Annotated in this window: 17 protein-coding genes; 6 read left to right on the forward strand and 11 right to left on the reverse strand. The window is 67.2% G+C overall.

Features of this window, described 5'->3' with window-relative positions:
* Positions 1 to 48: 48 nt before the first annotated feature.
* Together ACP69V_RS07670 and ACP69V_RS07675 are read right to left on the reverse strand one after the other, a co-directional pair.
* Positions 49 to 507: a hypothetical protein gene (locus tag ACP69V_RS07670; RefSeq protein ID WP_426023323.1), complete on the reverse strand. Its 459-nt coding sequence runs from the start codon at positions 505 to 507 to the stop codon at positions 49 to 51.
* The gene (locus tag ACP69V_RS07675) at positions 483 to 1,298 is read right to left on the reverse strand and encodes a D-alanyl-D-alanine carboxypeptidase family protein (RefSeq protein ID WP_426023324.1); all 816 of its coding nucleotides are present in this window, start codon (positions 1,296 to 1,298) and stop codon (positions 483 to 485) included. Before ACP69V_RS07675 ends, ACP69V_RS07670 begins: the two co-directional genes overlap by 25 nt.
* Positions 1,299 to 1,445: 147 nt before the next feature.
* On the opposite strand from ACP69V_RS07675, the gene ACP69V_RS07680 reads away from it, so the two are divergent.
* Genes ACP69V_RS07680 through ACP69V_RS07690 form a run of 3 tightly spaced genes read left to right on the forward strand, consistent with a single transcriptional unit; the run spans position 1,446 to position 4,262 of the window.
* A complete protein-coding gene (locus ACP69V_RS07680) occupies positions 1,446 to 2,807 on the forward strand; it encodes an MFS transporter (protein ID WP_426023325.1) in 1,362 nt (453 codons plus the stop codon).
* Positions 2,804 to 3,598 (forward strand): nucleoside triphosphate pyrophosphohydrolase, encoded by a 795-nt coding sequence (gene mazG / locus ACP69V_RS07685; protein ID WP_426023326.1) that lies wholly within the window; start codon positions 2,804 to 2,806, stop codon positions 3,596 to 3,598. The genes ACP69V_RS07680 and mazG overlap by 4 nt, the downstream gene beginning before the upstream one ends.
* Positions 3,599 to 3,605: 7 nt before the next feature.
* Positions 3,606 to 4,262: an HAD family hydrolase gene (locus ACP69V_RS07690; RefSeq protein ID WP_426023327.1), complete on the forward strand. Its 657-nt coding sequence runs from the start codon at positions 3,606 to 3,608 to the stop codon at positions 4,260 to 4,262.
* A gap of 3 nt (positions 4,263 to 4,265) precedes the next feature.
* Here ACP69V_RS07690 and ACP69V_RS07695 read toward each other — a convergent pair whose 3' ends face one another.
* The 7 genes from ACP69V_RS07695 to dusB all read right to left on the reverse strand — a co-directional run bounded on the left by ACP69V_RS07695 (position 4,266) and on the right by dusB (position 13,169).
* The gene (locus tag ACP69V_RS07695) at positions 4,266 to 5,903 is read right to left on the reverse strand and encodes a Na+/H+ antiporter (RefSeq protein WP_426023328.1); all 1,638 of its coding nucleotides are present in this window, start codon (positions 5,901 to 5,903) and stop codon (positions 4,266 to 4,268) included.
* Between the two features lie 6 nt (positions 5,904 to 5,909).
* On the reverse strand, positions 5,910 to 7,223 hold the full coding sequence (gene hflX / locus ACP69V_RS07700; RefSeq protein ID WP_426023329.1) for a GTPase HflX: 1,314 nt from the start codon (positions 7,221 to 7,223) through the stop codon (positions 5,910 to 5,912).
* On the reverse strand, positions 7,224 to 7,469 hold the full coding sequence (gene hfq / locus ACP69V_RS07705; RefSeq protein ID WP_003164861.1) for an RNA chaperone Hfq: 246 nt from the start codon (positions 7,467 to 7,469) through the stop codon (positions 7,224 to 7,226).
* Between the two features lie 101 nt (positions 7,470 to 7,570).
* Positions 7,571 to 8,431 (reverse strand): D-amino-acid transaminase, encoded by an 861-nt coding sequence (locus ACP69V_RS07710; protein ID WP_426023330.1) that lies wholly within the window; start codon positions 8,429 to 8,431, stop codon positions 7,571 to 7,573.
* Positions 8,431 to 9,837 (reverse strand): sigma-54-dependent transcriptional regulator, encoded by a 1,407-nt coding sequence (locus ACP69V_RS07715; RefSeq protein ID WP_426023331.1) that lies wholly within the window; start codon positions 9,835 to 9,837, stop codon positions 8,431 to 8,433. Before ACP69V_RS07715 ends, ACP69V_RS07710 begins: the two co-directional genes overlap by 1 nt.
* A 9-nt stretch (positions 9,838 to 9,846) precedes the next feature.
* Complete coding sequence (locus ACP69V_RS07720; RefSeq protein WP_426023332.1) at positions 9,847 to 12,117, reverse strand: ATP-binding protein; 2,271 nt, start codon at positions 12,115 to 12,117, stop codon at positions 9,847 to 9,849.
* Positions 12,114 to 13,169: a tRNA dihydrouridine synthase DusB gene (gene dusB / locus ACP69V_RS07725; RefSeq protein ID WP_426023333.1), complete on the reverse strand. Its 1,056-nt coding sequence runs from the start codon at positions 13,167 to 13,169 to the stop codon at positions 12,114 to 12,116. Before dusB ends, ACP69V_RS07720 begins: the two co-directional genes overlap by 4 nt.
* A gap of 95 nt (positions 13,170 to 13,264) precedes the next feature.
* On the opposite strand from dusB, the gene ACP69V_RS07730 reads away from it, so the two are divergent.
* On the forward strand, positions 13,265 to 14,404 hold the full coding sequence (locus tag ACP69V_RS07730) for a bifunctional 2-C-methyl-D-erythritol 4-phosphate cytidylyltransferase/2-C-methyl-D-erythritol 2,4-cyclodiphosphate synthase (protein ID WP_426023334.1): 1,140 nt from the start codon (positions 13,265 to 13,267) through the stop codon (positions 14,402 to 14,404).
* Here the strand turns inward: ACP69V_RS07730 and ACP69V_RS07735 are convergent.
* A complete protein-coding gene (locus ACP69V_RS07735; RefSeq protein ID WP_426023335.1) occupies positions 14,401 to 16,689 on the reverse strand; it encodes a spermidine synthase in 2,289 nt (762 codons plus the stop codon). The genes ACP69V_RS07730 and ACP69V_RS07735 overlap by 4 nt on opposite strands.
* 40 nt (positions 16,690 to 16,729) lie before the next feature.
* On the opposite strand from ACP69V_RS07735, the gene ACP69V_RS07740 reads away from it, so the two are divergent.
* Together ACP69V_RS07740 and ACP69V_RS07745 are read left to right on the forward strand one after the other, a co-directional pair.
* On the forward strand, positions 16,730 to 17,218 hold the full coding sequence (locus tag ACP69V_RS07740; protein ID WP_426023336.1) for a CinA family protein: 489 nt from the start codon (positions 16,730 to 16,732) through the stop codon (positions 17,216 to 17,218).
* Positions 17,215 to 17,466, forward strand: coding sequence for a sulfurtransferase TusA family protein (locus ACP69V_RS07745; protein ID WP_426023337.1), 252 nt, complete (start codon positions 17,215 to 17,217; stop codon positions 17,464 to 17,466). The genes ACP69V_RS07740 and ACP69V_RS07745 overlap by 4 nt, the downstream gene beginning before the upstream one ends.
* Here ACP69V_RS07745 and ACP69V_RS07750 read toward each other — a convergent pair.
* Entirely contained in the window at positions 17,423 to 18,268 is an 846-nt protein-coding gene (locus ACP69V_RS07750; protein WP_426024042.1) for a YihY/virulence factor BrkB family protein, read from the reverse strand. The genes ACP69V_RS07745 and ACP69V_RS07750 overlap by 44 nt on opposite strands.
* Positions 18,269 to 18,369: the final 101 nt, after the last annotated feature.

Below are 18,369 nucleotides of genomic sequence, written 5' to 3' on the forward strand. Positions count from 1 at the left end.
TGCTAACTTGGCGTGTCCCTTCGGCCCATGCAAGCCCCCGGCATGGTTTCAACGCACGAAAGGACAGACCGCATCATAGAAGGCCGCGCTGCCCGGCGCCCTGCCACCACGCATCCGATGGAAGCGATGTTCCATCACCATCGCCTGCTGCTCGATGTTCAGCCCATCCCAACGGCAGTCCGGGTCGGCGGAATAGGCATAGGCGGCCGCATCGTCGCCCGCCTTCAACTTGGCGAACAACAGGTTCACCCCCTGCTGCGCCTGCCAGACATGGGTCAGCTCATGCACCAGCACGCCCTGCAGATGCAGCGAGGCCGAGGCGAAGTCCCCGACCATCGCCCTGTGCGGCCAGACGATCCAGTCGCGCCCGAACCAGCGCCCGGCGACAAAGGCGCGCCGGAACGGCCAGCCGATCAGCCGCACGGTCTCCAGGCGCAAGGCCGCCCCGAACGCCTCGCGCCCCAGGGCCGCCTCACCGTCTGTCAGGGCGCGAACGAAGGATCCCACGGCCGTACATACTCCCAATGCCAGGGTTCATAGACGTAAGGAGCGAACCCGAACCGTCCAGCGTTCGCCACCAGCCAACGATAGGTCGCAGACCGCGCCATATGTTCGCGGCTGACCGGCGAGGTGGAATCGACGCCCTGCCCCGGCGCCTGGCCGACATACAGATCGACCGCCGTCCCGGTTCGATGCGGTGAACAGACGGCGCGGCGCAATCCGTCGCAATTGCCCTGCTGGGCGCAGCGTGCCGCGTCCGCCTCCGGATCGCGAAAGCCGGAGAATATCTGCAACAGCTCGGGATTGGACGCGACCTCGGGAACCTCGGCGCGGGCGGCGGCCACCAGTCGGCGATAGGCGTCCAGCACGTCGCGCCGCAACAGGCGCGTCAGACGGTCCGCATGTTCCTCGGACGCGACCAGATAACCCAGCTGGTTGATCGGCGGCGGCTCGGGACAGGCCCCGCCGACCCGCGCCATCACGAACGGCCGCCGCTCCTGCCATAGCCCCCTGAACACCTGAAACGTCGCGGCGTCGAACAGGCCTGTGGGCGCCAGGCCGTGGGTCTGTTGGAACCCCGCCAGTTGCGACGCGAAGATCGGCGTGCCGGGGCCGCAGGCCGTATGCAGCTCGTGCTGAATCAGCGGCAGATAGGCCTGCCACCCCCATTCCGCCGCCCCGAACGGCGCCCACTCCATCCCATAGGCCGAGGCCGCATTCGCCAGTCCCTGCGCCTGCCAACCGTCGGCATTGGTGTGGCAGGGGCCAGCCGCACGCGCGCCGCCAGCGAAGACCAACGCAAAGCAAAGGGACAGGAACGCAAAAAGGCTTCGCCACATGGCGCACAGGAAGCCTCAAGCCGGTCGATCTCACAAGTGCATGCTTCGCCGATCGCTGGCATGGTGGCGCGCGGCCGACTCGCGCCGCGCCTTTCGGACCGACGCATGACCACCGCCGCGCCGACCGCGCCCCGCCGCTCCAATGCGGTGCTCGCCGCCTTTTCAGGCCCATGCCTGCCGCTGGCGGGCTTCGGCGTGGCCTTGCCCGTCACCCTGCCTGAGTTCTACGCCACCCATGTGGGTCTGGAGCTGGGCGTCGTCGCCGCCGTCTTCATGGCGGTGCGCCTGATCGACATCGTCTTCGACCCCTTCATCGGCTGGGGCATGGACAAGACCAGGACGCGCCTTGGCCGCTATCGCCCGTGGATGGCGCTCTCGACGCCGATCCTGATGCTGTCGGCCTTCATGATGTTCGTCGTGGTCCAGCCGGGCGCCGGGCCGGCCTATCTGTTCGGCTGGCTGCTGGTCCTCTATCTCGGCTTCTCGATCGGCACCCTGGGTCAGCTCGGCTGGGCCGCCGTGCTCGCCCCGCAATATGACCAGCGCAGCCGGGTCTATGGCTGGTGGCAGGTCTTCAACATCATCGGCGTTATTCTAATCCTGGTCCTGCCGACCGTGGTGGTCCAAACCGGCATCGGGACCTATGCCGACGGCGTGCGGATCATGGGCTGGGCCATCCTGATCGCCCTGCCCCTGACCATAGGCCTGGCCATGGTCGCCGTGCCCGAGCCCGTCAATGCGGGTGACCAGCCCCACGGCGGCGCCGGCGCCTATCTGGCCCTGTTGAAGATGCCGACGGTCAGGAAGCTGCTGATCGCAGACCTGCTGCTGGGCGTCGCGCCCGGCATCACCGGGTCTCTGCTGTTCTTCTTCTTTGGCCAGATCAAGGGCTACGACCACAGCCAGGCCGGCCTGTTCATGCTGTTCTACTTCGTCGCGGGCCTGTGCGGCGCGCCGATCTGGGCCTGGCTGGCCACCCGCATCGGCAAGGACAAGGCCTTGGCGGTCGCCAGCCTGATCTTCGCCGGCCTCTACATCGCCGCCACCCTGGTGCCCGGCGGAAACTTCATGCTGACGGCGGCGGCCATGTTCATCGCCGGCCTGCCCTATGCCGCCGGCCTGTTCCTGTTGCGGGCCATGATGGCGGATGCGGGTGACGAGGTGCGTCTGGAGACCGGCGTGGACCGGACCGGCCTGATGTTCTCGGTCCTGTCGGCGACGACCAAGATCGGCCATGTCGTGGCCCTGATCCCCTACCTGATCCTGCAAGGCGTGGGCTTCCGGGCGGTGCCGGGCCCGGCCGGCAACAGTGAGTTCTCCCTGCTGACGCTCCAGATTCTGTTCATCCTGGTCCCCGGCCTGCTGCTGGCCGCCGCCGCCTGGGTCCTGAAGGGCTATCCCCTGACGCCCCAGCGCCATGACGAGATCCGTCTCGCCCTGGAAGCCCGTGACGGAGCCCGGACTTGAAACCCATCGACCGCCTGCTGGGCATAATGCAGACCCTGCGCGACCCGGACGGCGGCTGCCCCTGGGACGTGGAGCAGACCTTCGCCACCATCGCCCCCTATACGATCGAGGAGGCCTACGAGGTCGCCGACGCCATCGAGCGCAACGACCTGAACGAGCTGAAGGGCGAGCTTGGCGACCTGCTGTTCCAGGTCATCTTCCACGCCCGCATGGCTGAAGAACAGGGCCTGTTCGCCTTCGACGACGTGGTCACGGCCATCGCCGACAAGCTGGAGCGCCGCCATCCCCACGTCTTCGGAGACGAGGCTCAACGGTCTTCAAAAGAACAGACCGTCGCCTGGGAAGCCATCAAGGCCGCCGAACGCAAGGATCGCAAGAAGCCCGGCGTGCTCGACGACGTCCCCGTCGGCCTGCCCGCCCTGACCCGCGCCGCCAAACTGACCAAGCGCGCCGGCCGCGTCGGCTTCGACTGGCCCTCGACCGACGAGGTGTTCGACAAGCTGGCGGAGGAAGTCGCGGAACTGCGCGTGGAGATCGCCGCCGGCGACATGGCCAAGGCGCGCGAGGAGATGGGCGATCTGCTGTTCGTCGTCGCCAACCTGGCCCGCAAGCTGGATGTCGAGCCCGAGGACGCCCTGCGCGCCACCAACGCCAAGTTCGTGCGCCGCTTCGGCTTCATCGAGGCGGAACTGGCCAAGGACGGCCGAACCCCCGACCAGTCCACGCTGGAAGAGATGGACCGCCTCTGGGACGCCGCAAAGATCGCCGAGAAGGCCGGTCCCGCGAACTGAGCCGCCCATGACCTACGACCTGATCATCTTCGACTACGACGGCGTCGTGGCCGACAGCGAGGTGCTGAACAGCACCGTCATGGCCGAACAACTGACCGCCATCGGCCTGCCCACCAGCCTGGACGATGTCCTGGCCGCCTATACCGGCAAACGCTGGCGCGACAACCGGCCAGCGGTCGAGGCCGCGCTGGGCCGAGCCTGCCCCGACGACTTTCACACCACCTGGTTCGCGACCTGCCGCCAGCGCGCACCGATCCATCTGAAGCCCGTGCCGGGCATGCTCGACTTCGTCGGCGCCCGCCCCGAGGCGCGCTGCATCGCCTCGTCCAGCGGCCCCGACTGGATCGGCGTCGGCCTGGACCTGTTCGGCCTGACCGACCATTTCGACGGCGCCGTATTTACCGGCCTGGTGGTCGAGCGCGGCAAGCCGCACCCGGACATCTTCCTGCACGCCGCCGAAAACATGGGCGTCGATCCGTCCCGCGTTCTGGTGATCGAGGACAGCGAGGCGGGCGTCACCGCAGGGGTTGCGGCGGGCATGACCGTGGTCGGCTTGACCGCCGGCGGCCATATCCGCGACGGACATGCCGAGCGTCTGCTGGCCCGCGGCGCCCACCATATCGCCGACAGCTACGCGGCGGTCGCAGCCTTTATGGACCGCTGACGCCTACAGATACCGCAGCTCCTGCAGATCCACTTCTCGGATCATCTTCTTCGCCGTCACCTCGTCCAGTTGCCTGACGCGCGCCAGACGAACCAGTTCGTCACGCTCGGCCGCCAGTCCCGCCAGCCACAGCCGCCGCTCCACATGATCGATCTTGCGCGCCAGGACCGCGTCGTCCTCGTCCGAGCGCGTGTGGGTCTCGATCCGCTGGCGATAGATTTCCATGATCCGGCTGGCGATATCGGAATAGAGGTCCGGGTTCGGCTTGCCCTCGGCCATGGCGTGCGACACGTCTTCGATGGCGCGCAGGGCGGCCGAGGCGGCGGCCACACGACCGCGATCCTCCTCGCGCTCGTGCGAGGGCTCAGGCGGCAATTCCACACCTTTCAACAGGCGTGGCAGGGCGAAGGTGGCGACCAGCAGCGACACGATGATCACCCCCGCCGCCAGGAAGATCGCCAGGCTGCGCGACGGCATCGGCGATCCATCCGCCAGCACGAACGGCAAAGTCAGAATACCGGCCAAGGTGATCGCACCACGCACGCCCGCCAACGACATCACCATCGTCAGCCGCAAGCCGACCTTGGCCGGCGGCTCGCGATGGCGGCGACGGAACAGCGTCAGCTTCAGCGAGGTCCAGACCCAGACGAAGCGCAGCGTCGCCAAGGCGGCGACGATGCTGAACACATAGACGGCCAGCCACCAGACCTCCGGCCGGCTGGTGCCCGCCACCACCTCGGCCGCGCGCGACATGATCGACGGCATCTGCTCGCCCAGGATCACGAAGATGATGCCGTTGGCGACGAACTGAACCGTGTCCCAAACCACGCCCCGCCGGATGCGCGTCACGGCCATAGACTGACCGGCGAACAGACTGCGTTCGGTAAAGCTCATGGTCACGCCGGCCGCCACCGCCGCCAGAATACCCGAGGCATTCAGTTCTTCCGCCACCAGATAGGCCGCGAAGGGGATCAGCAGGCTGACCAAAATTTGCGCGCCGACATCCTCGCCCCACCGCTGACTGACGAAGCCTTTCGCATAGCTGATCCCCATCGTGACCAGCACGCCGACCGCCACCCCGACCAGGGCCAGCCAGGCGAATGTCCCGATGGCGCTGCCGATGGAGAAGGCGCCCGTGGTCGCCGCGATCACCGCGATCCGCATACAGGTTAGGCCGGTCGCGTCGTTCAGCATCGACTCGCCTTCCAGGATGTGCATCAGCCGCTTGGGGATCGGCGCGCGCGAGGCGATGGCCTGGACCGCGATGGGATCGGTCGGCGACAGGATGGCGGCCAGGGCGAAGGCCACGGGCAGCGGCATCTCGGGGATCATCCACCAGATCATGAAGCCCAGGCCGACAACGGTGAACAGCACCAGCCCCAGGGCAAGTTCCAGGATCACCGCCCGGTCACGGAACAGGGCTTCCTTGGGAATGCGCCATCCGTCGAGGAACAGCAGTGGCGGCAGGAACAGCAGGAAGAAGATGTCGGGTTCGAGATCGACCGTCTTGCCAGTCGCCAGAACGATTATGGCCCCCAGGCCGATTTGCACCAACGGCAGGGCGATGCGCGTGATCCGCGCGACCGAGCCCGACACCACTACGGCCAAAAGCAGAAGCAGGACGGTTTCGATCAGATGCATGGAATGTCAGTCGGCCAGGTCGGGATACAGGCGTTCGAATCGCCCCAGCGCCGCAGGGTGCAGTCGCACCGTGACCTCAGTGCGGCCAAGCTCGTCCGTATTGCGTGAAATCACACGGCCATGTTCATATAGCCAGGCCATGGCCTCGCCGTGCTCAGGCTCCAGGGTCAACTGTGTCTCGGGGTCGTCGTCGATCAGGCCCGCGATGATCTGGCGAAGGGGTTCGATTCCCTCGCCCGTCCAGGCCGACACGGCGACCGCCTCGCCCTCTTTGGCCAGACGTTCGGCCTGGCCCAGAACGGCCTCGCGCGCCTCGTCGTCCAGCAGGTCGATCTTGTTCCAGACCTCCAGCACCCGACGGGTCTTGCCCTCCGGCGTCTCGATCTGTTTCAGCACCGCCTCGACGTCCTTGGCCTGGGCGTCGCTGTCGGCTGAGGCGATGTCGCGGACGTGCAGGATCAGGTCGGCCTCGCCCACCTCTTCCAGGGTTGCGCGGAAGCTCTCGACCAGTTCGTGCGGCAGGTCGGAGATGAAGCCGACGGTGTCCGCCACGATGGCCGGGCGGCCCTGCGGCAGGCGGATGGTGCGCTGGGTGGTGTCCAGCGTCGCGAACAGCAGGTCCTTGGCGAAGACCTCGGAGCCCGTCAGCCGGTTGAACAGCGTCGACTTGCCGGCGTTGGTGTAGCCGACGAGGGCGATGGTCGGGAATGGAGCCTTCTGGCGCTGTTTGCGGTGCAGGCCGCGCGTGCGGCGCACGTCCTCCAGCTCGGCCTTCAGCTTGACAATTCGGTCGGCGATCAGGCGGCGGTCGAGCTCGATCTGGGTTTCGCCGGGACCGCCGGTCGAGCCGGTGCCGCCGCGTTGCCGCTCAAGGTGGGTCCAGGTCCGCACCAATCGCGACTTCTCATAGTCCAGACGCGCCAGTTCGACCTGCAACCGGCCTTCCTTGGTTCGCGCACGGCGTCCGAAGATTTCAAGGATCAGGCCGGTGCGGTCGATGACCTTCACCTCCCATTCCTTCTCCAGGTTGCGTTGCTGCACCGGCGTCAGGGCGTCGTCGATGATGACCGCCTCTGCGTCCGCGGCGCGAACCAGGGCGGCCAGTTCTTCGACCTTGCCGCTTCCAAACAGGGTGGCAGGCGTGGTTCCACGCAGTCGCACGATCTCTTCGGCACGCACGTCAAGGTCCAGCGCGCGGGCGAGGCCCACGGCTTCCTCAAGTCGCTCGCTCGCCAGCCGAGGGCTGTCCGAGCGTCGGTCGGGATGGATGACGACCGCCCGGATCAGCGGAACGGAATGGTCGATCAGTTTTTGGGTCAATCAATCTTCTTCGGCGTCGGGCTCGTACAGTTGCACGGGCGCGGACGGCATGATGGTGGAGATGGCGTGCTTGTACACCAGTTGTGACTGGCCATCGCGGCGCAACAGCACACAGAAGTTGTCGAACCAGGTCACGATGCCCTGCAGCTTGACCCCATTGACCAGGAAGATGGTCAGCGGCGTCTTGGTCTTGCGGACCGAGTTGAGGAAGGTGTCCTGAAGGTTCTGACGTTTGTCTTGCGACATGGCAGGTTTTTCCTGTTCTTCGTTGTTCGTCGCCGTGGGAGCGGCGTGGCCGGTGCGACCGGCTTCGACAATAACCGCCGCCTCCCCGCTCGGGCAACGCCCTAAATGGCGTCTCGGCGCGCCTGATCAAGATAGACCTCACGCAGGCGGGTCGCGATCGGCCCAGGCTTGCCGTCGCCGATCTTCACGCCGTCCAGCGAAACCAGCGGCATGACGAAGGAACTGGCGGCGGTGACGAACACCTCGCGCGCCCGCTTGGCCTCCTCGACCGAGAAGGGGCGCTCGTCCAGCTCGATGTCCTCGGCCTCGATCAGTTTCAGGATCGCCTCGCGCGTGACGCCGCGCAGGATGTTGGCCTGCGTATCGCGTGTCCGCAGCCTGCCGTCCTCGTCGACGATCCAAGCGTTGGTGGAAGATCCCTCGGTGATCAGACCCATCTCGTCAAACATCAGGCACTCATAAGCGCCGCGTTCGCGCGCCGCCTGTTTGGCCAGCACGTTCGGCAACAGGCCCACCGTCTTGATGTCGCAACGTCCCCAGCGGATGTCGGGTCGGGTCACGCCGGCCGCGCCCTTGGCCGCCATCGCCTCACCTTTGGCCAGGTCCAGACGTTTCGCCGTGACGATGACGCTGGGCGCGACGTCCGCCGGAAAGGCATGATCCCGCGACGCCGTTCCGCGCGTGACCTGCAGATAGACCAGCCCATCGCGGACCCGGTTGCGCCGGATGGTCTCGCGCAGCACCACGCCCAACGACGCCGCGCTCATGGGGATGTCGATCTTCAGCGCGTTCAGGCTGCGGTGCAGGCGGGTCATATGGCCTTCAAAATCGGCCAGCCTGCCGTCGAACACCGACCAGACCTCATAGACGCCGTCCGCGAACTGGAAGCCCCGGTCCTCGATATGCACCACGGCCTCGCCGTGCGCGCTGTAGGCGCCGTTCACATAGGCGACGCGGGACATCAGGCCGGCTCTTCCTCTTCGCCGCCGCGCGCGGGCGAAACGCCCAGCGACTTGAGCTTTCTATGCAGCGCCGACCGCTCCATGCCGATGAAGGCGGCGGTGCGCGAAATATTGCCCCCGAACCGCATGATCTGCGCCGCCAGATATTCGCGCTCGAACACCTCGCGCGCCTCCCTCAAAGGCAGCGCGATTGTGCGCTCGCCACCCAGCGACGACGGCCCGCCGTTCGAGGTCGCCACCTCCTGCGGCAGCATGTCGGCGGTGATCGTCTCGGCCGGATCGCCGGTCGCCAGGATCAGCAGCCGTTCGATATTGTTGCGCAACTGGCGGATATTGCCCGGCCAGGGATGGACCTGCAGCACCGCCACTGCGTCGTCGCCGACGATCCGCTTGGGCAGACCCTGCGAGGCGCTGATCGTCTCGACGAAATATTCGACCAGTTCGGTGATGTCCTCGCGCCGTTCCGACAGGGCCGGCACGCGGATCGGCACCACATTCAAACGATGGAACAGGTCCTCGCGGAACCGTCCCTCGGCGATTTCCGCCTTCAGGTCGCGTGAAGTGGAGGTGACGACCCGAACATCGACCTGTACGTCCTGCTCGCCGCCGACCCGACGGAACCGCTGATCGACCAGAACCCGCAAAATGCGGCTCTGGCTCTCGCGCGGCATGTCGCTGATCTCATCCAGATACAGCGTGCCGTTGTGGGCGCGTTCGAACACGCCGATCTTGCGCGGGCGGCCGTCCTGGCCCTCTTCGCCGAACAGTTCGAGATCCAGCCGTTCGGGCGTCATACCCGCAGCCGAGATGGCGACGAACTCGGCCCGGGCGCGGGGGCTGCCCTCGTGGATCTGGCGCGCGACCAGTTCCTTACCCGACCCGGCCGGTCCGGAAATCAGGACCCGGCTGTTGGCCTGGGCCACCTTGGCGATGGTGCTGCGCAGCGCCTGAGCCGCCTGCGACCGGCCGATCAGGCCCGACGGCGTCATGGTCTGCACGCGCAGTCGACGGTTCTCGCGCCTCAGGGTCGCCGCCTCGATGGCCCTCTCGACCACGACCACCAGCCGGTCCGACTTGAACGGCTTTTCGATGAAGTCATAGGCCCCGCGCTTCAGCGCCGTCACCGCCGTTTCGATATTGCCGTGGCCCGAGATCATCACCACCGGCAGGTCGGGATCCAGTTCCTTGACCACTTCCAGCAGCTCCAGCCCGTCCAGCCCCCCGCCCTGCATCCAGATGTCCAGGATCGCCAGCGACGGCTTTCTGGCCCGGATCGCGGCCAGGGCCTCGTCGGAGTTGGCGGCGACGCGCACGGCGTGCCCCTCGTCCTCCAGCAGGCCGGACACCAGGTCGCGGATGTCGGCCTCGTCATCGACGACGAGAATGTCGGAACCGGTTGGTCGCATCTTGCCTCGCTATTCGGCGGCCAGGGTCTGGAGCCTGCGCTCCGCACCGTCGCCGCTTTTGCCATCGGGTTTCAGGGGGAAGATCATGCACACGCGCGCGCCGCGAAGCGTCTCGGCGTCGGCCAGCTTCAGCTCGCCGCCGTGGTCCTCGCAGATGCGTTTGACGATGGCCAAGCCAAGGCCTGTGCCCTTCTCGCGCGTGGTGACATAGGGTTCGGTCAGGCGGTCGCGGTCGCGTGCAGGCAATCCCACGCCATCGTCCTCAACCACGAACGTCGCGTGGCCATCCTCGACCGACAGGGAGACCATTACGCCTGCCGTCTCCGAGGCCGCCGCCTCGCCCGCCGCGAGACGGCGCGCTGCGACGGATTCGCCGGCGTTCTTAAGGATGTTGATCAGCGCCTGCCCCACCATGCGGCCGTCGGCCTGCAAGGTCGCCTTGGGCAGGGGTTCGGTGATGTCCACCACGATATCCGGCGCCGCCACCCGCTGGGCGAACACCGCCTCGCGCAGCATTTCGGCCGGGTCTTCGGGGGCGAAACGTGGCGCTGGCATCCGCGCAAACGACGAGAATTCGTCCACCATCCGGCCGATGTCCCCGACCTGTCGAATGATGGTGTCGGTGCAGCGATCGAAGATCTCGACGTCCTCGCCGATCCGCGCGCGATACTTCCGTTTCAGCCGCTCGGCCGATAGCTGGATGGGCGTCAACGGATTCTTGATCTCATGGGCGATGCGGCGGGCCACGTCCCGCCAGGCCGCATTCCTCTGCGCCGTCACCAGACGGGTGATGTCGTCGAAGGTCAGCACCATCTCGCCGCCCAGCCCGCCCTCGATGCGGACCCGTAGACGGCTGGTATCCCCGCCGCGACTGACGTCGATGTCTTCCTCGATATGAGCCTCGGCGCGGCGCACGAGATCGCTGAGTTCGGGCGACAAGGCCGCCAGTTCGTGGCCCAACACCTCGGCGTCTTCGATGTGCAGCAGTTGCAGGGCGCTGTCGTTGATGGCGGAAACCCGACCGCGCTTGTCCAGGCCGATGACGCCCGCGCTGACGCCGGACAGGACGGTCTCGATGAACCGGCTCCGGTCGTGCGCCTCGTCGCTGGCCGCCTTCAGCGCCGTCTGCTGCGCCTGAAGATCGCCGGTCATGCGGTTGAAGGCATCCGACAGGGTGGCGATCTCGGCCGGGGCGCCTTCGCTGTCCACCCGCGCGGTGAAGTCGCCGCCCGCCACCTGCCCCGCCGCCTTCACCAGCCGCCCGATGGGCGCCGAGATGCTGCTCGCTGCCGACATCCCCAGCCACACCGCCCCCACCAGCACCAGCAGCGCCGTCTCCAGATAGCTGAGGATGAAGGCCGATTGGATCCGCGCACGGCTGTCCTGCGCCTCGCGATAGGCCTGGATCGACTGGATCGACGTATTCATCCGCGCCACCAGCCCGTCCTGCAGCGGGCGCACCAGATAGAGATAGGCGTCGCCATAGGCCGGCAGAGCGATGATCGACCTTACGGCGTCCGGGTTCTGGGTGACGGTTTGCGGCGGTTGCCCCCCGTCGGCGGCGGCCGCCAGTTCGTCGCGTGGCGGCGCGAGATACGGAGGCGCGCCCGGCTTTTCCGCGCGGGCCAGCACCTCGCCTTGGCTGTCCAGAATATAGATGGCGGGATAGCCGAAGATGTCGCCGACCTGACCCAGGGCGTCATTGAACTGGATGCGATCGCTAAACAGGCTTCGTGCGCTGCCCAACTGATCTGAAATCGTCACAAGGTCGGCGTCCATCGCCGAGGACACGTCCTGAATATAGGCGCGCCCCACGATGGCGCCGTTTTCGACAGAAGCCTGCACGTTTTGGCTGAACCACTGGTCCACGCCGCGGTTGACCAGCACGCCGAACACCAGAGCGATCAGCACTGACGGGATCAGCGCCACCATCGAGAACAGGGCGACGAACCGTAGATGCAGCCGCGAACCCGCCTCCTCCTTGCTGCGGGCCAGGGCCAAAACGCGCCGACCGACGATAAAGGCCAGACCAGAAATCAGGACCAGATTGCAGGCCAGTACGATCAGCGCGATCTGGCTGCTCGATCCACGTGCCGCGCCCGATGTCGCACCTGGCGCTACGGCGACCAGCCAAATCGCCGCCGCCGTGATCGCCACGGCCAGGAAAAACGCCAACCCGAACCCGGTGCGCGCACGCTCCGTATCGACCCACCCCCAGAATGACCCGTCATCCGACGCGAGGTCGGGCGGAGAGGTCTTCGCTGAAGGCGTATCCGTCATGCCACAGCAGTCTCCAACACCTGTGGCGCATTTTCAACAGCAGACTTACGGATTTGCGGCAAATCCGGCCGCCACAGGTCCTGCATGGCCGCCTCGACGGCCTGAGGCTCGTCCAGTCGGCAAATTCTTGCCTTGGCCTCACGTCGGTGTTGCGGATCGGCCGGCCAGGGCGCCTGTTCGATATACCAGCCCAGATGCTTGCGGAACATCTTCAGCCCCAGCGGCAGGCCATAGAATTCGACCGACGCCCGCAGATGTTCGATCACGATGGCCAGCCGTTCGTCCGGCCCCGGCTCGTCCGGCGCCACGCCGTCGATCAGCGCCCGCTCCAGATGCGCCGCCAGCCAAGGCCGGCCATAGACGCCGCGCCCCAGCATCAAGCCATCGGCGCCGGATCTCGCCAGCGCCTGTCGCGCCTCGTCGGCCGTGATGATGTCGCCGTTGACGATGACGGGAATGCCGACCACCGCCTTGACCGCCCCGACCGCATCCCAATCCGCCCGGCCGGTATAGAACTGCTTGCGCGTGCGACCGTGAATCGTCACCGCCTTGACGCCGATCTCCTCGGCGCGCCGGGCCAGTTCGGCGGCGTTCTTGCTGTCGTCGTCCCAGCCCAGCCGCATCTTGACCGTCACAGGCCGGCTCGTCGCCTGAACCGCCGCCTCCATGATCCGGCAGGCCAGATCGGGCGCCCGCATTAGGGCCGACCCGGCGGCCGAGCCTGTGACCTCCTTGGCCGGACAACCGAAGTTCAGATCGACGATGTCCGCCCCGGCCTTTTCGGCCATGCGCGCGCCCTCGCCCATCTGTTCGGGATCGCGCCCGACCAGTTGGATCACCGTCATCGGCAGGCCCGCCCCCACGGCCGCACGCCGCACCACGTCGGGTCGGGCGCGCGCCAGCTCTTTTGCCGCCACCATTTCGGTCGCAACATAGGCGGCGCCCAGCCGCGAGGCGAGCACGCGGAACGGCAGGTCCGTGATCCCGGTCATCGGCGCCATCAGCACCTGGCCGTGCACGGTCACGTCGCCGATCTGTAAGGTCTTGGCCATAGGCGTCTTTCGCAGCATCCCAGCCCCCTTCGTCAAGCATGACCGCGGCCGATTGATGGTTTCGCCCCGTCGCGGCGCGCACTATCAAGGCCGCCATGACATTTTCGGGCATCATCGTTGCGGCCGGTTCCGGTTCGCGCGCCGGCGGCGACAAACAGTGGCGCACCCTGGGCGGCAAGCCCGTGCTGCGCTGGTCAGCCGAGGCTCTGCTAAACGCCGGCGCCGACGAACTGACCATCGTGGTCGCGCCCGACGCCCTGGATCGCGTGGCGGATCTGCTGTCCGACCTGCCCCGCTGGCGCGCCGTCGCAGGCGGAGACGCTCGCGCCGATTCGGTCCGCGCCGGTCTGGCGGCCCTGACCTGCGCGCCGGATCAGCCGGTGTTGGTTCACGACGCCGCCCGCCCTCTGCTGGAGCGCGCCGTCATCGAGCGCTTGCTGTCCGCCCTCGAAAACGCCGACGGCGCCCTGCCCGTCCTGGCCGTCGCCGACAGCCTGCGCCGAGGCGAAGCCCAGGTGATGACTGACGTGGTCGAACGCGACGGCCTTTGGCGCGCCCAGACGCCCCAGGCCTTCCGCCGTTGCGTGATCGAGGCCGCCTACGCCGCCTGGACCGATGCCGCCGCCCCGGCCGACGAAGCCGTGGTCGTCCAGCGCAATGGCGGCAAAGTCACACTGGTCCAGGGCGATCCACGCCTGATGAAACTGACCTATCCCGAGGATTTCGCCATGGCCGAGGCCCTGCTGCCCCGTCAGACCCGCATCGGCTCCGGCTACGATGTCCATCGCTGGGGACCGGGCGGTTCGGTCTGGCTGTGCGGGATCGAGGTGCCGCACGATCAAACCCTGATCGGCCATTCCGACGCCGACGCCGGTCTTCACGCCCTGACCGACGCCATCCTGGGCGCCATCGCGGCGGGCGACATCGGCGATCACTTCCCGCCCACCGATCCGAAATGGAAGGGCGCCTCGTCGGATCAGTTCCTGATCCACGCCGCCGAACTGGTCGCTCAGCGTGGCGGGCGCATCGTCAACGTCGATGTCACCCTGATCTGCGAGCGACCCAAGGTGAAGCCGCATCGCCAAGCCATGCGCGACCGCATCGCCGCCCTGCTGGACCTCCCGCTGGACGCCGTCAGCGTCAAGGCGACCACGACCGAAGGGCTTGGCTTCACCGGGCGCGGCGAAGGCCTGGCCGCCCAGGCCGTGGCGACCGTCGAGCTGCCAGCGCCCTAACGCGCCGCCATCTCCATCTGCCGGACCAGCGACCCGAACAGATTGAAGTAATCATCCGTCCACGGACGAACGGCCGTCGGCGACAGTTTACGCCAACGCCCATCTTCGCTGAAACCCTCCAGCGAGGCCTGGCTCTTGCCGATCAGCAAGGCCTCGGTCGAGGCCTCGGCCATCTGCCCCAGGCCCGACTGTTCGATATAGACCTGATGCAGGTGCGGGACCTTCAGCGCCTGCGCCGCCGCCTCGGCCGGCAGGGTGATCTCCAGGTTCCGGTTCGACAGGTGCAGCACCATGACCCCATCCGGCGCCAGCAGTCGCAGATAGCCCCGGATCGCCTCGACGGTCAGCAGGTGCGTCGGCACGGCGTCGGACGAGAAGGCGTCGATGACCAGCAGGTCGTAGGATCCCGCCGGCTCGCGATCCATCGTCAGCCGCGCATCCCCCATCACCGTCCGCACCGGCCCGTCCGCGCAGCCGTTGATGAAGCTGAACCATTCGGGATCGCGTGACAGCCGGTCCACCATCGGGTCGATCTCGAAGAAGGTCAGCTGGTCCTGCGCCCGCTTATAGGCCGCCATGGCCCCCGATCCCTGGCCCACCACCCCGACCCGCGCGCCGTCCAGACGGCGCGCCTGCATCTGCAGCATCGCCTGCCCCAAGGGTGTGGAGGTCGCGTAATAGAGCGTCGGCTGACAAAGTTTCTGCGCCCCTTGCGCCTGCGCTCCGTGCAGGGTCGTGCCGTGCATCAAGACGTGGACCGGCCCGCCCATCAGCGGATCGTCGATCTTGGCCACCCGCATCACGCCAAAGAAGCTGCGCTCCGACAGGGCCCAGTCATAACCACGCGCAAGGTGGTAACCAGACCAGACGATCGAGGCCAGAACCACGGTGAACAGCACCGCTCGATCCCGCACCAGAAACGCGAACAGGGTCGCGATGCCCAGTACGCCCTGCGCGATTCGCACCAGCTGCGCATCCGGGATGGTCGCACGCACGTCGGGCGCATAGCGCACAGCCTCCATTGACAGCGGCCCCAGGAAGGCGATGACCACGCCCGCGACGCAGCAGATGATCTCCCACGGGCGGATCTCGCGCCGGCTCCAGGGCCGCAGCAGCCCCGCCGCGACCAGCACCAGCGGATACTCCCACACCATGTTGAAGACGGCCGGCGCGATCAGGCCGTTGAAGACCCCGCCGACGACTCCGCCCAACGACAACAGCAGATAGAATTCCGTCAGCCGATCCGGCGCCGGCCGCCGCGCCGCCAGCCGCTGGTGACACATCAGGGCCGTGAAGAAGAAGGCCGCCAGATTGACCGTGAAGACCAGCAGCCACTCGCCGGTTCGGAACGCGATCAGGGCCGCGCACGCCGCCCCCGCCGCGGCCTGCAGCGCCAGCCCCAGGGCCGGCGGAATGGACGGTCGCGTCTGGAAGGCGATCACGAAGGTCAGCAGATACAGCGCCAGCGGTATGACCCACAGGAAGGGCGCCGAGGCCACATCGGTGGTCAGATGCGCCGTGACCCCCAGCATCAGGCTGGACGGCGCGGCGGCCAGCAGGACCAGCATCCCTTTCTCGCGCCAGGCGATGGGCGGGCTGATCGTCAGGGGCGCCGGATCGGCGGTCCCGACCTCGCGCCGCCGCCACACCTGCACCCCGAGCATCACGACCATCAACACGAACAGGCCATAGCCGAGGCTCCAGCCGATCCGCTGGTCTGACAGACTGGCCAGCGGCTCGATCAGCACCGGATAGGCCAGGAGCGCCAGGAAACTGCCCAGGTTGGACGCGGCATAGAGGACGTAGGGGTTCTTGCCGTCCGCATGGCCCGCGCGCACTCGCGCATACCAAGCCTGCAGCAAGGGCGCGGTCGCCGACAGCACCGCGAACGGCGCGCCGACCGACAGGGTCAGGGTCGCCAGCAGCCATAGCGTCGGCTGCGACGGATCGGGATCGCCCAGCAGGCCGCTGATCTGCAAAGGCAGGAAAAGCGCCGCCAGGATCAACAGCCCAAGATGCACCCCCACCTGCACCCGCATCGTCGGGATGCGCTGCAACAGGTGAGCATAGGCGTAGCCGGCCAAAAGGGCGGTCTGGAAGAAGACCATCGAGGCGTTCCACACCGACGGCGAACCGCCCAGCGTCGGCAGCACCAGCTTGGTCACCATCGGCTGGACGACGAAGACCAGACAGGCCGAGGTGAAGATGGCGACGGCGAACAGGATCGGCTGGGTGCGATCCCATGTCTTGGCGGCAGGGCGCAGCGGATCGACAGCCTCGGTCATGGCTCTGGTTAGAGCGGGACTCGCAGCCTATGAAAAGACCATGTTTGCCCAAGACATCCAGCGCAAGGCGCAACAGATCGTCGCAACCGCGACCGAACGCGGCCTGATGCTGGCCACGGCCGAAAGCTGCACCGGCGGCCTGGTCGCGGCTGCCCTGACAGCCATTCCAGGGTCCTCGTCGGCGCTGGATCGGGGCTTCGTCACCTACAGCAACGACGCCAAGGTGCAGATGCTGGACGTGCCAGAGGCGACCCTGGCCGCGCACGGCGCGGTGTCGGAGGCGACGGCACGCGCCATGGCCCTGGGCGCCGTCGCCCGGTCGCGCGCCGCCGTCTCGGTCTCGGTCACCGGCGTCGCCGGCCCCGGCGGCGGGTCGGACGAGAAACCGGTCGGCCTGGTGCATTTCGCGGCCTGTGGTCCCGCCGGCCAGATCCACCGCGAGGAGCGATTCGGCGACATCGGCCGCGACGCCGTTCGCCTGGCCAGCGTCCGCGTCGCTCTGGACATGCTGGCGGATCGGTTGGCGTGAGCGATTCCGTAGTCGTCGACGCAAAGGGCCACCGCTGCCCCGTGCCGAGTCTCAAACTGATGAAGGCGATGGCCGGCGCACCGCCCGGCTCGCGCTTCGTCCTGTTAGCTACCGACCCAATGGCGCGGATCGATGTGCCCTTCCTGATGTCTCAGAAGAACGGCCGGATGATCGGGGTCGAAGAAACGGAAGGCCTGCTGCGTCTTACGGTCGAGACCGGCGAATCGCGCGACGCTCCGACAGATTGACCACGCTGGCCGGTTCCTGGTCGGCCACAGCCCGCGCCCTGGCCGCCAATTCCATCTCGGTCGCGAAGGCGCCGCCGTAGAAGATGGCGTTGACGTTCCACGACAGCCAGATCAGCAGCACAACCACGGCGCCGACCGACCCATATGTGGCCCCCAACGGCGCGATCTGCTCGACATAGATGGCGCACAGCCACGACGACACGACCGACATCAGCGTCGCCACCAGGCCGCCTGCCGTCGCCGGCAGCCAGGCCACCGGCGTTCGGTGGCTCATGGCGTAGCGATAGAGCAGCGTCAGCCCGATCACGAGGCCGATGGCGGGCAGGAAGGCGTCCAGCGGCGCCATGCCGCTGCGCATCGGCGATCCCGCGGCCGCCGACGCATGGGCCAGGATCCGAACCGTCACGACCGCGCCGGACACCACGGTGAACAGCGCAAAGGCGAAAATGGCGACGAAGAAGGCCAGCAGGTTGAACTTGAAGAAGCCGTGCGGTTCGGTCTCGTCATGGATCAGGTTCAGTCCGGCCAACAAGGCCTTGAATCCCCTGTGCGCGGCATAGGCGCCGACGACCAGCGCAAAGGCGCTCTGGGCCGACACCGTCCGCGCCGAGGCGTTGCTGAGCCGCGTGATCTCACCCTGGAAGATGTTCTGCGCGGCCTTGGGCAGAAGATCCGATAGGGCGGCCGCCTGGGCGCTGACCTCGCTGATCGACAGGCCCAGCTTGTAGAAGCCGATCAGGATGGCGATGGCCGGAAACACCGCCAGCAGGGCGAAGAACGACACCCCGCCCGTATAGAGCATAACGTCGCGGCCCCAACTGCGGGCGAAGGCCCGCACGGCCAGTCCGCCCCAGAATCCGGGCGCCTTCAGGACCGATCGTGTCAGCTGTTCGCTCAAGCCGG

It is taken from the genome of Brevundimonas sp. PWP3-1b1 (genome assembly GCF_049896065.1).
GTDB classification, from domain to species: Bacteria; Pseudomonadota; Alphaproteobacteria; order Caulobacterales; family Caulobacteraceae; genus Brevundimonas; species Brevundimonas intermedia_B.

Excerpts from the sequence above, each read along its gene's own strand:
- ACP69V_RS07680 (WP_426023325.1), top strand. The coding sequence starts at position 1,446 with ATGACCACCGCCGCGCCGACCGCGCCCCGCCGCTCCAATGCGGTGCTC.
- ACP69V_RS07690 (WP_426023327.1), top strand. The coding sequence starts at position 3,606 with ATGACCTACGACCTGATCATCTTCGACTACGACGGCGTCGTGGCCGAC.
- ACP69V_RS07695 (WP_426023328.1), bottom strand. The coding sequence starts at position 5,903 with ATGCATCTGATCGAAACCGTCCTGCTTCTGCTTTTGGCCGTAGTGGTG.
- hfq (WP_003164861.1), bottom strand. The coding sequence starts at position 7,469 with ATGTCGCAAGACAAACGTCAGAACCTTCAGGACACCTTCCTCAACTCG.
- ACP69V_RS07710 (WP_426023330.1), bottom strand. The coding sequence starts at position 8,431 with ATGTCCCGCGTCGCCTATGTGAACGGCGCCTACAGCGCGCACGGCGAG.
- ACP69V_RS07715 (WP_426023331.1), bottom strand. The coding sequence starts at position 9,837 with ATGCGACCAACCGGTTCCGACATTCTCGTCGTCGATGACGAGGCCGAC.
- ACP69V_RS07720 (WP_426023332.1), bottom strand. The coding sequence starts at position 12,117 with ATGACGGATACGCCTTCAGCGAAGACCTCTCCGCCCGACCTCGCGTCG.
- dusB (WP_426023333.1), bottom strand. The coding sequence starts at position 13,169 with ATGGCCAAGACCTTACAGATCGGCGACGTGACCGTGCACGGCCAGGTG.
- ACP69V_RS07730 (WP_426023334.1), top strand. The coding sequence starts at position 13,265 with ATGACATTTTCGGGCATCATCGTTGCGGCCGGTTCCGGTTCGCGCGCC.
- ACP69V_RS07735 (WP_426023335.1), bottom strand. The coding sequence starts at position 16,689 with ATGACCGAGGCTGTCGATCCGCTGCGCCCTGCCGCCAAGACATGGGAT.
- ACP69V_RS07740 (WP_426023336.1), top strand. The coding sequence starts at position 16,730 with ATGTTTGCCCAAGACATCCAGCGCAAGGCGCAACAGATCGTCGCAACC.
- ACP69V_RS07750 (WP_426024042.1), bottom strand. The coding sequence starts at position 18,268 with ATGCTCTATACGGGCGGGGTGTCGTTCTTCGCCCTGCTGGCGGTGTTT.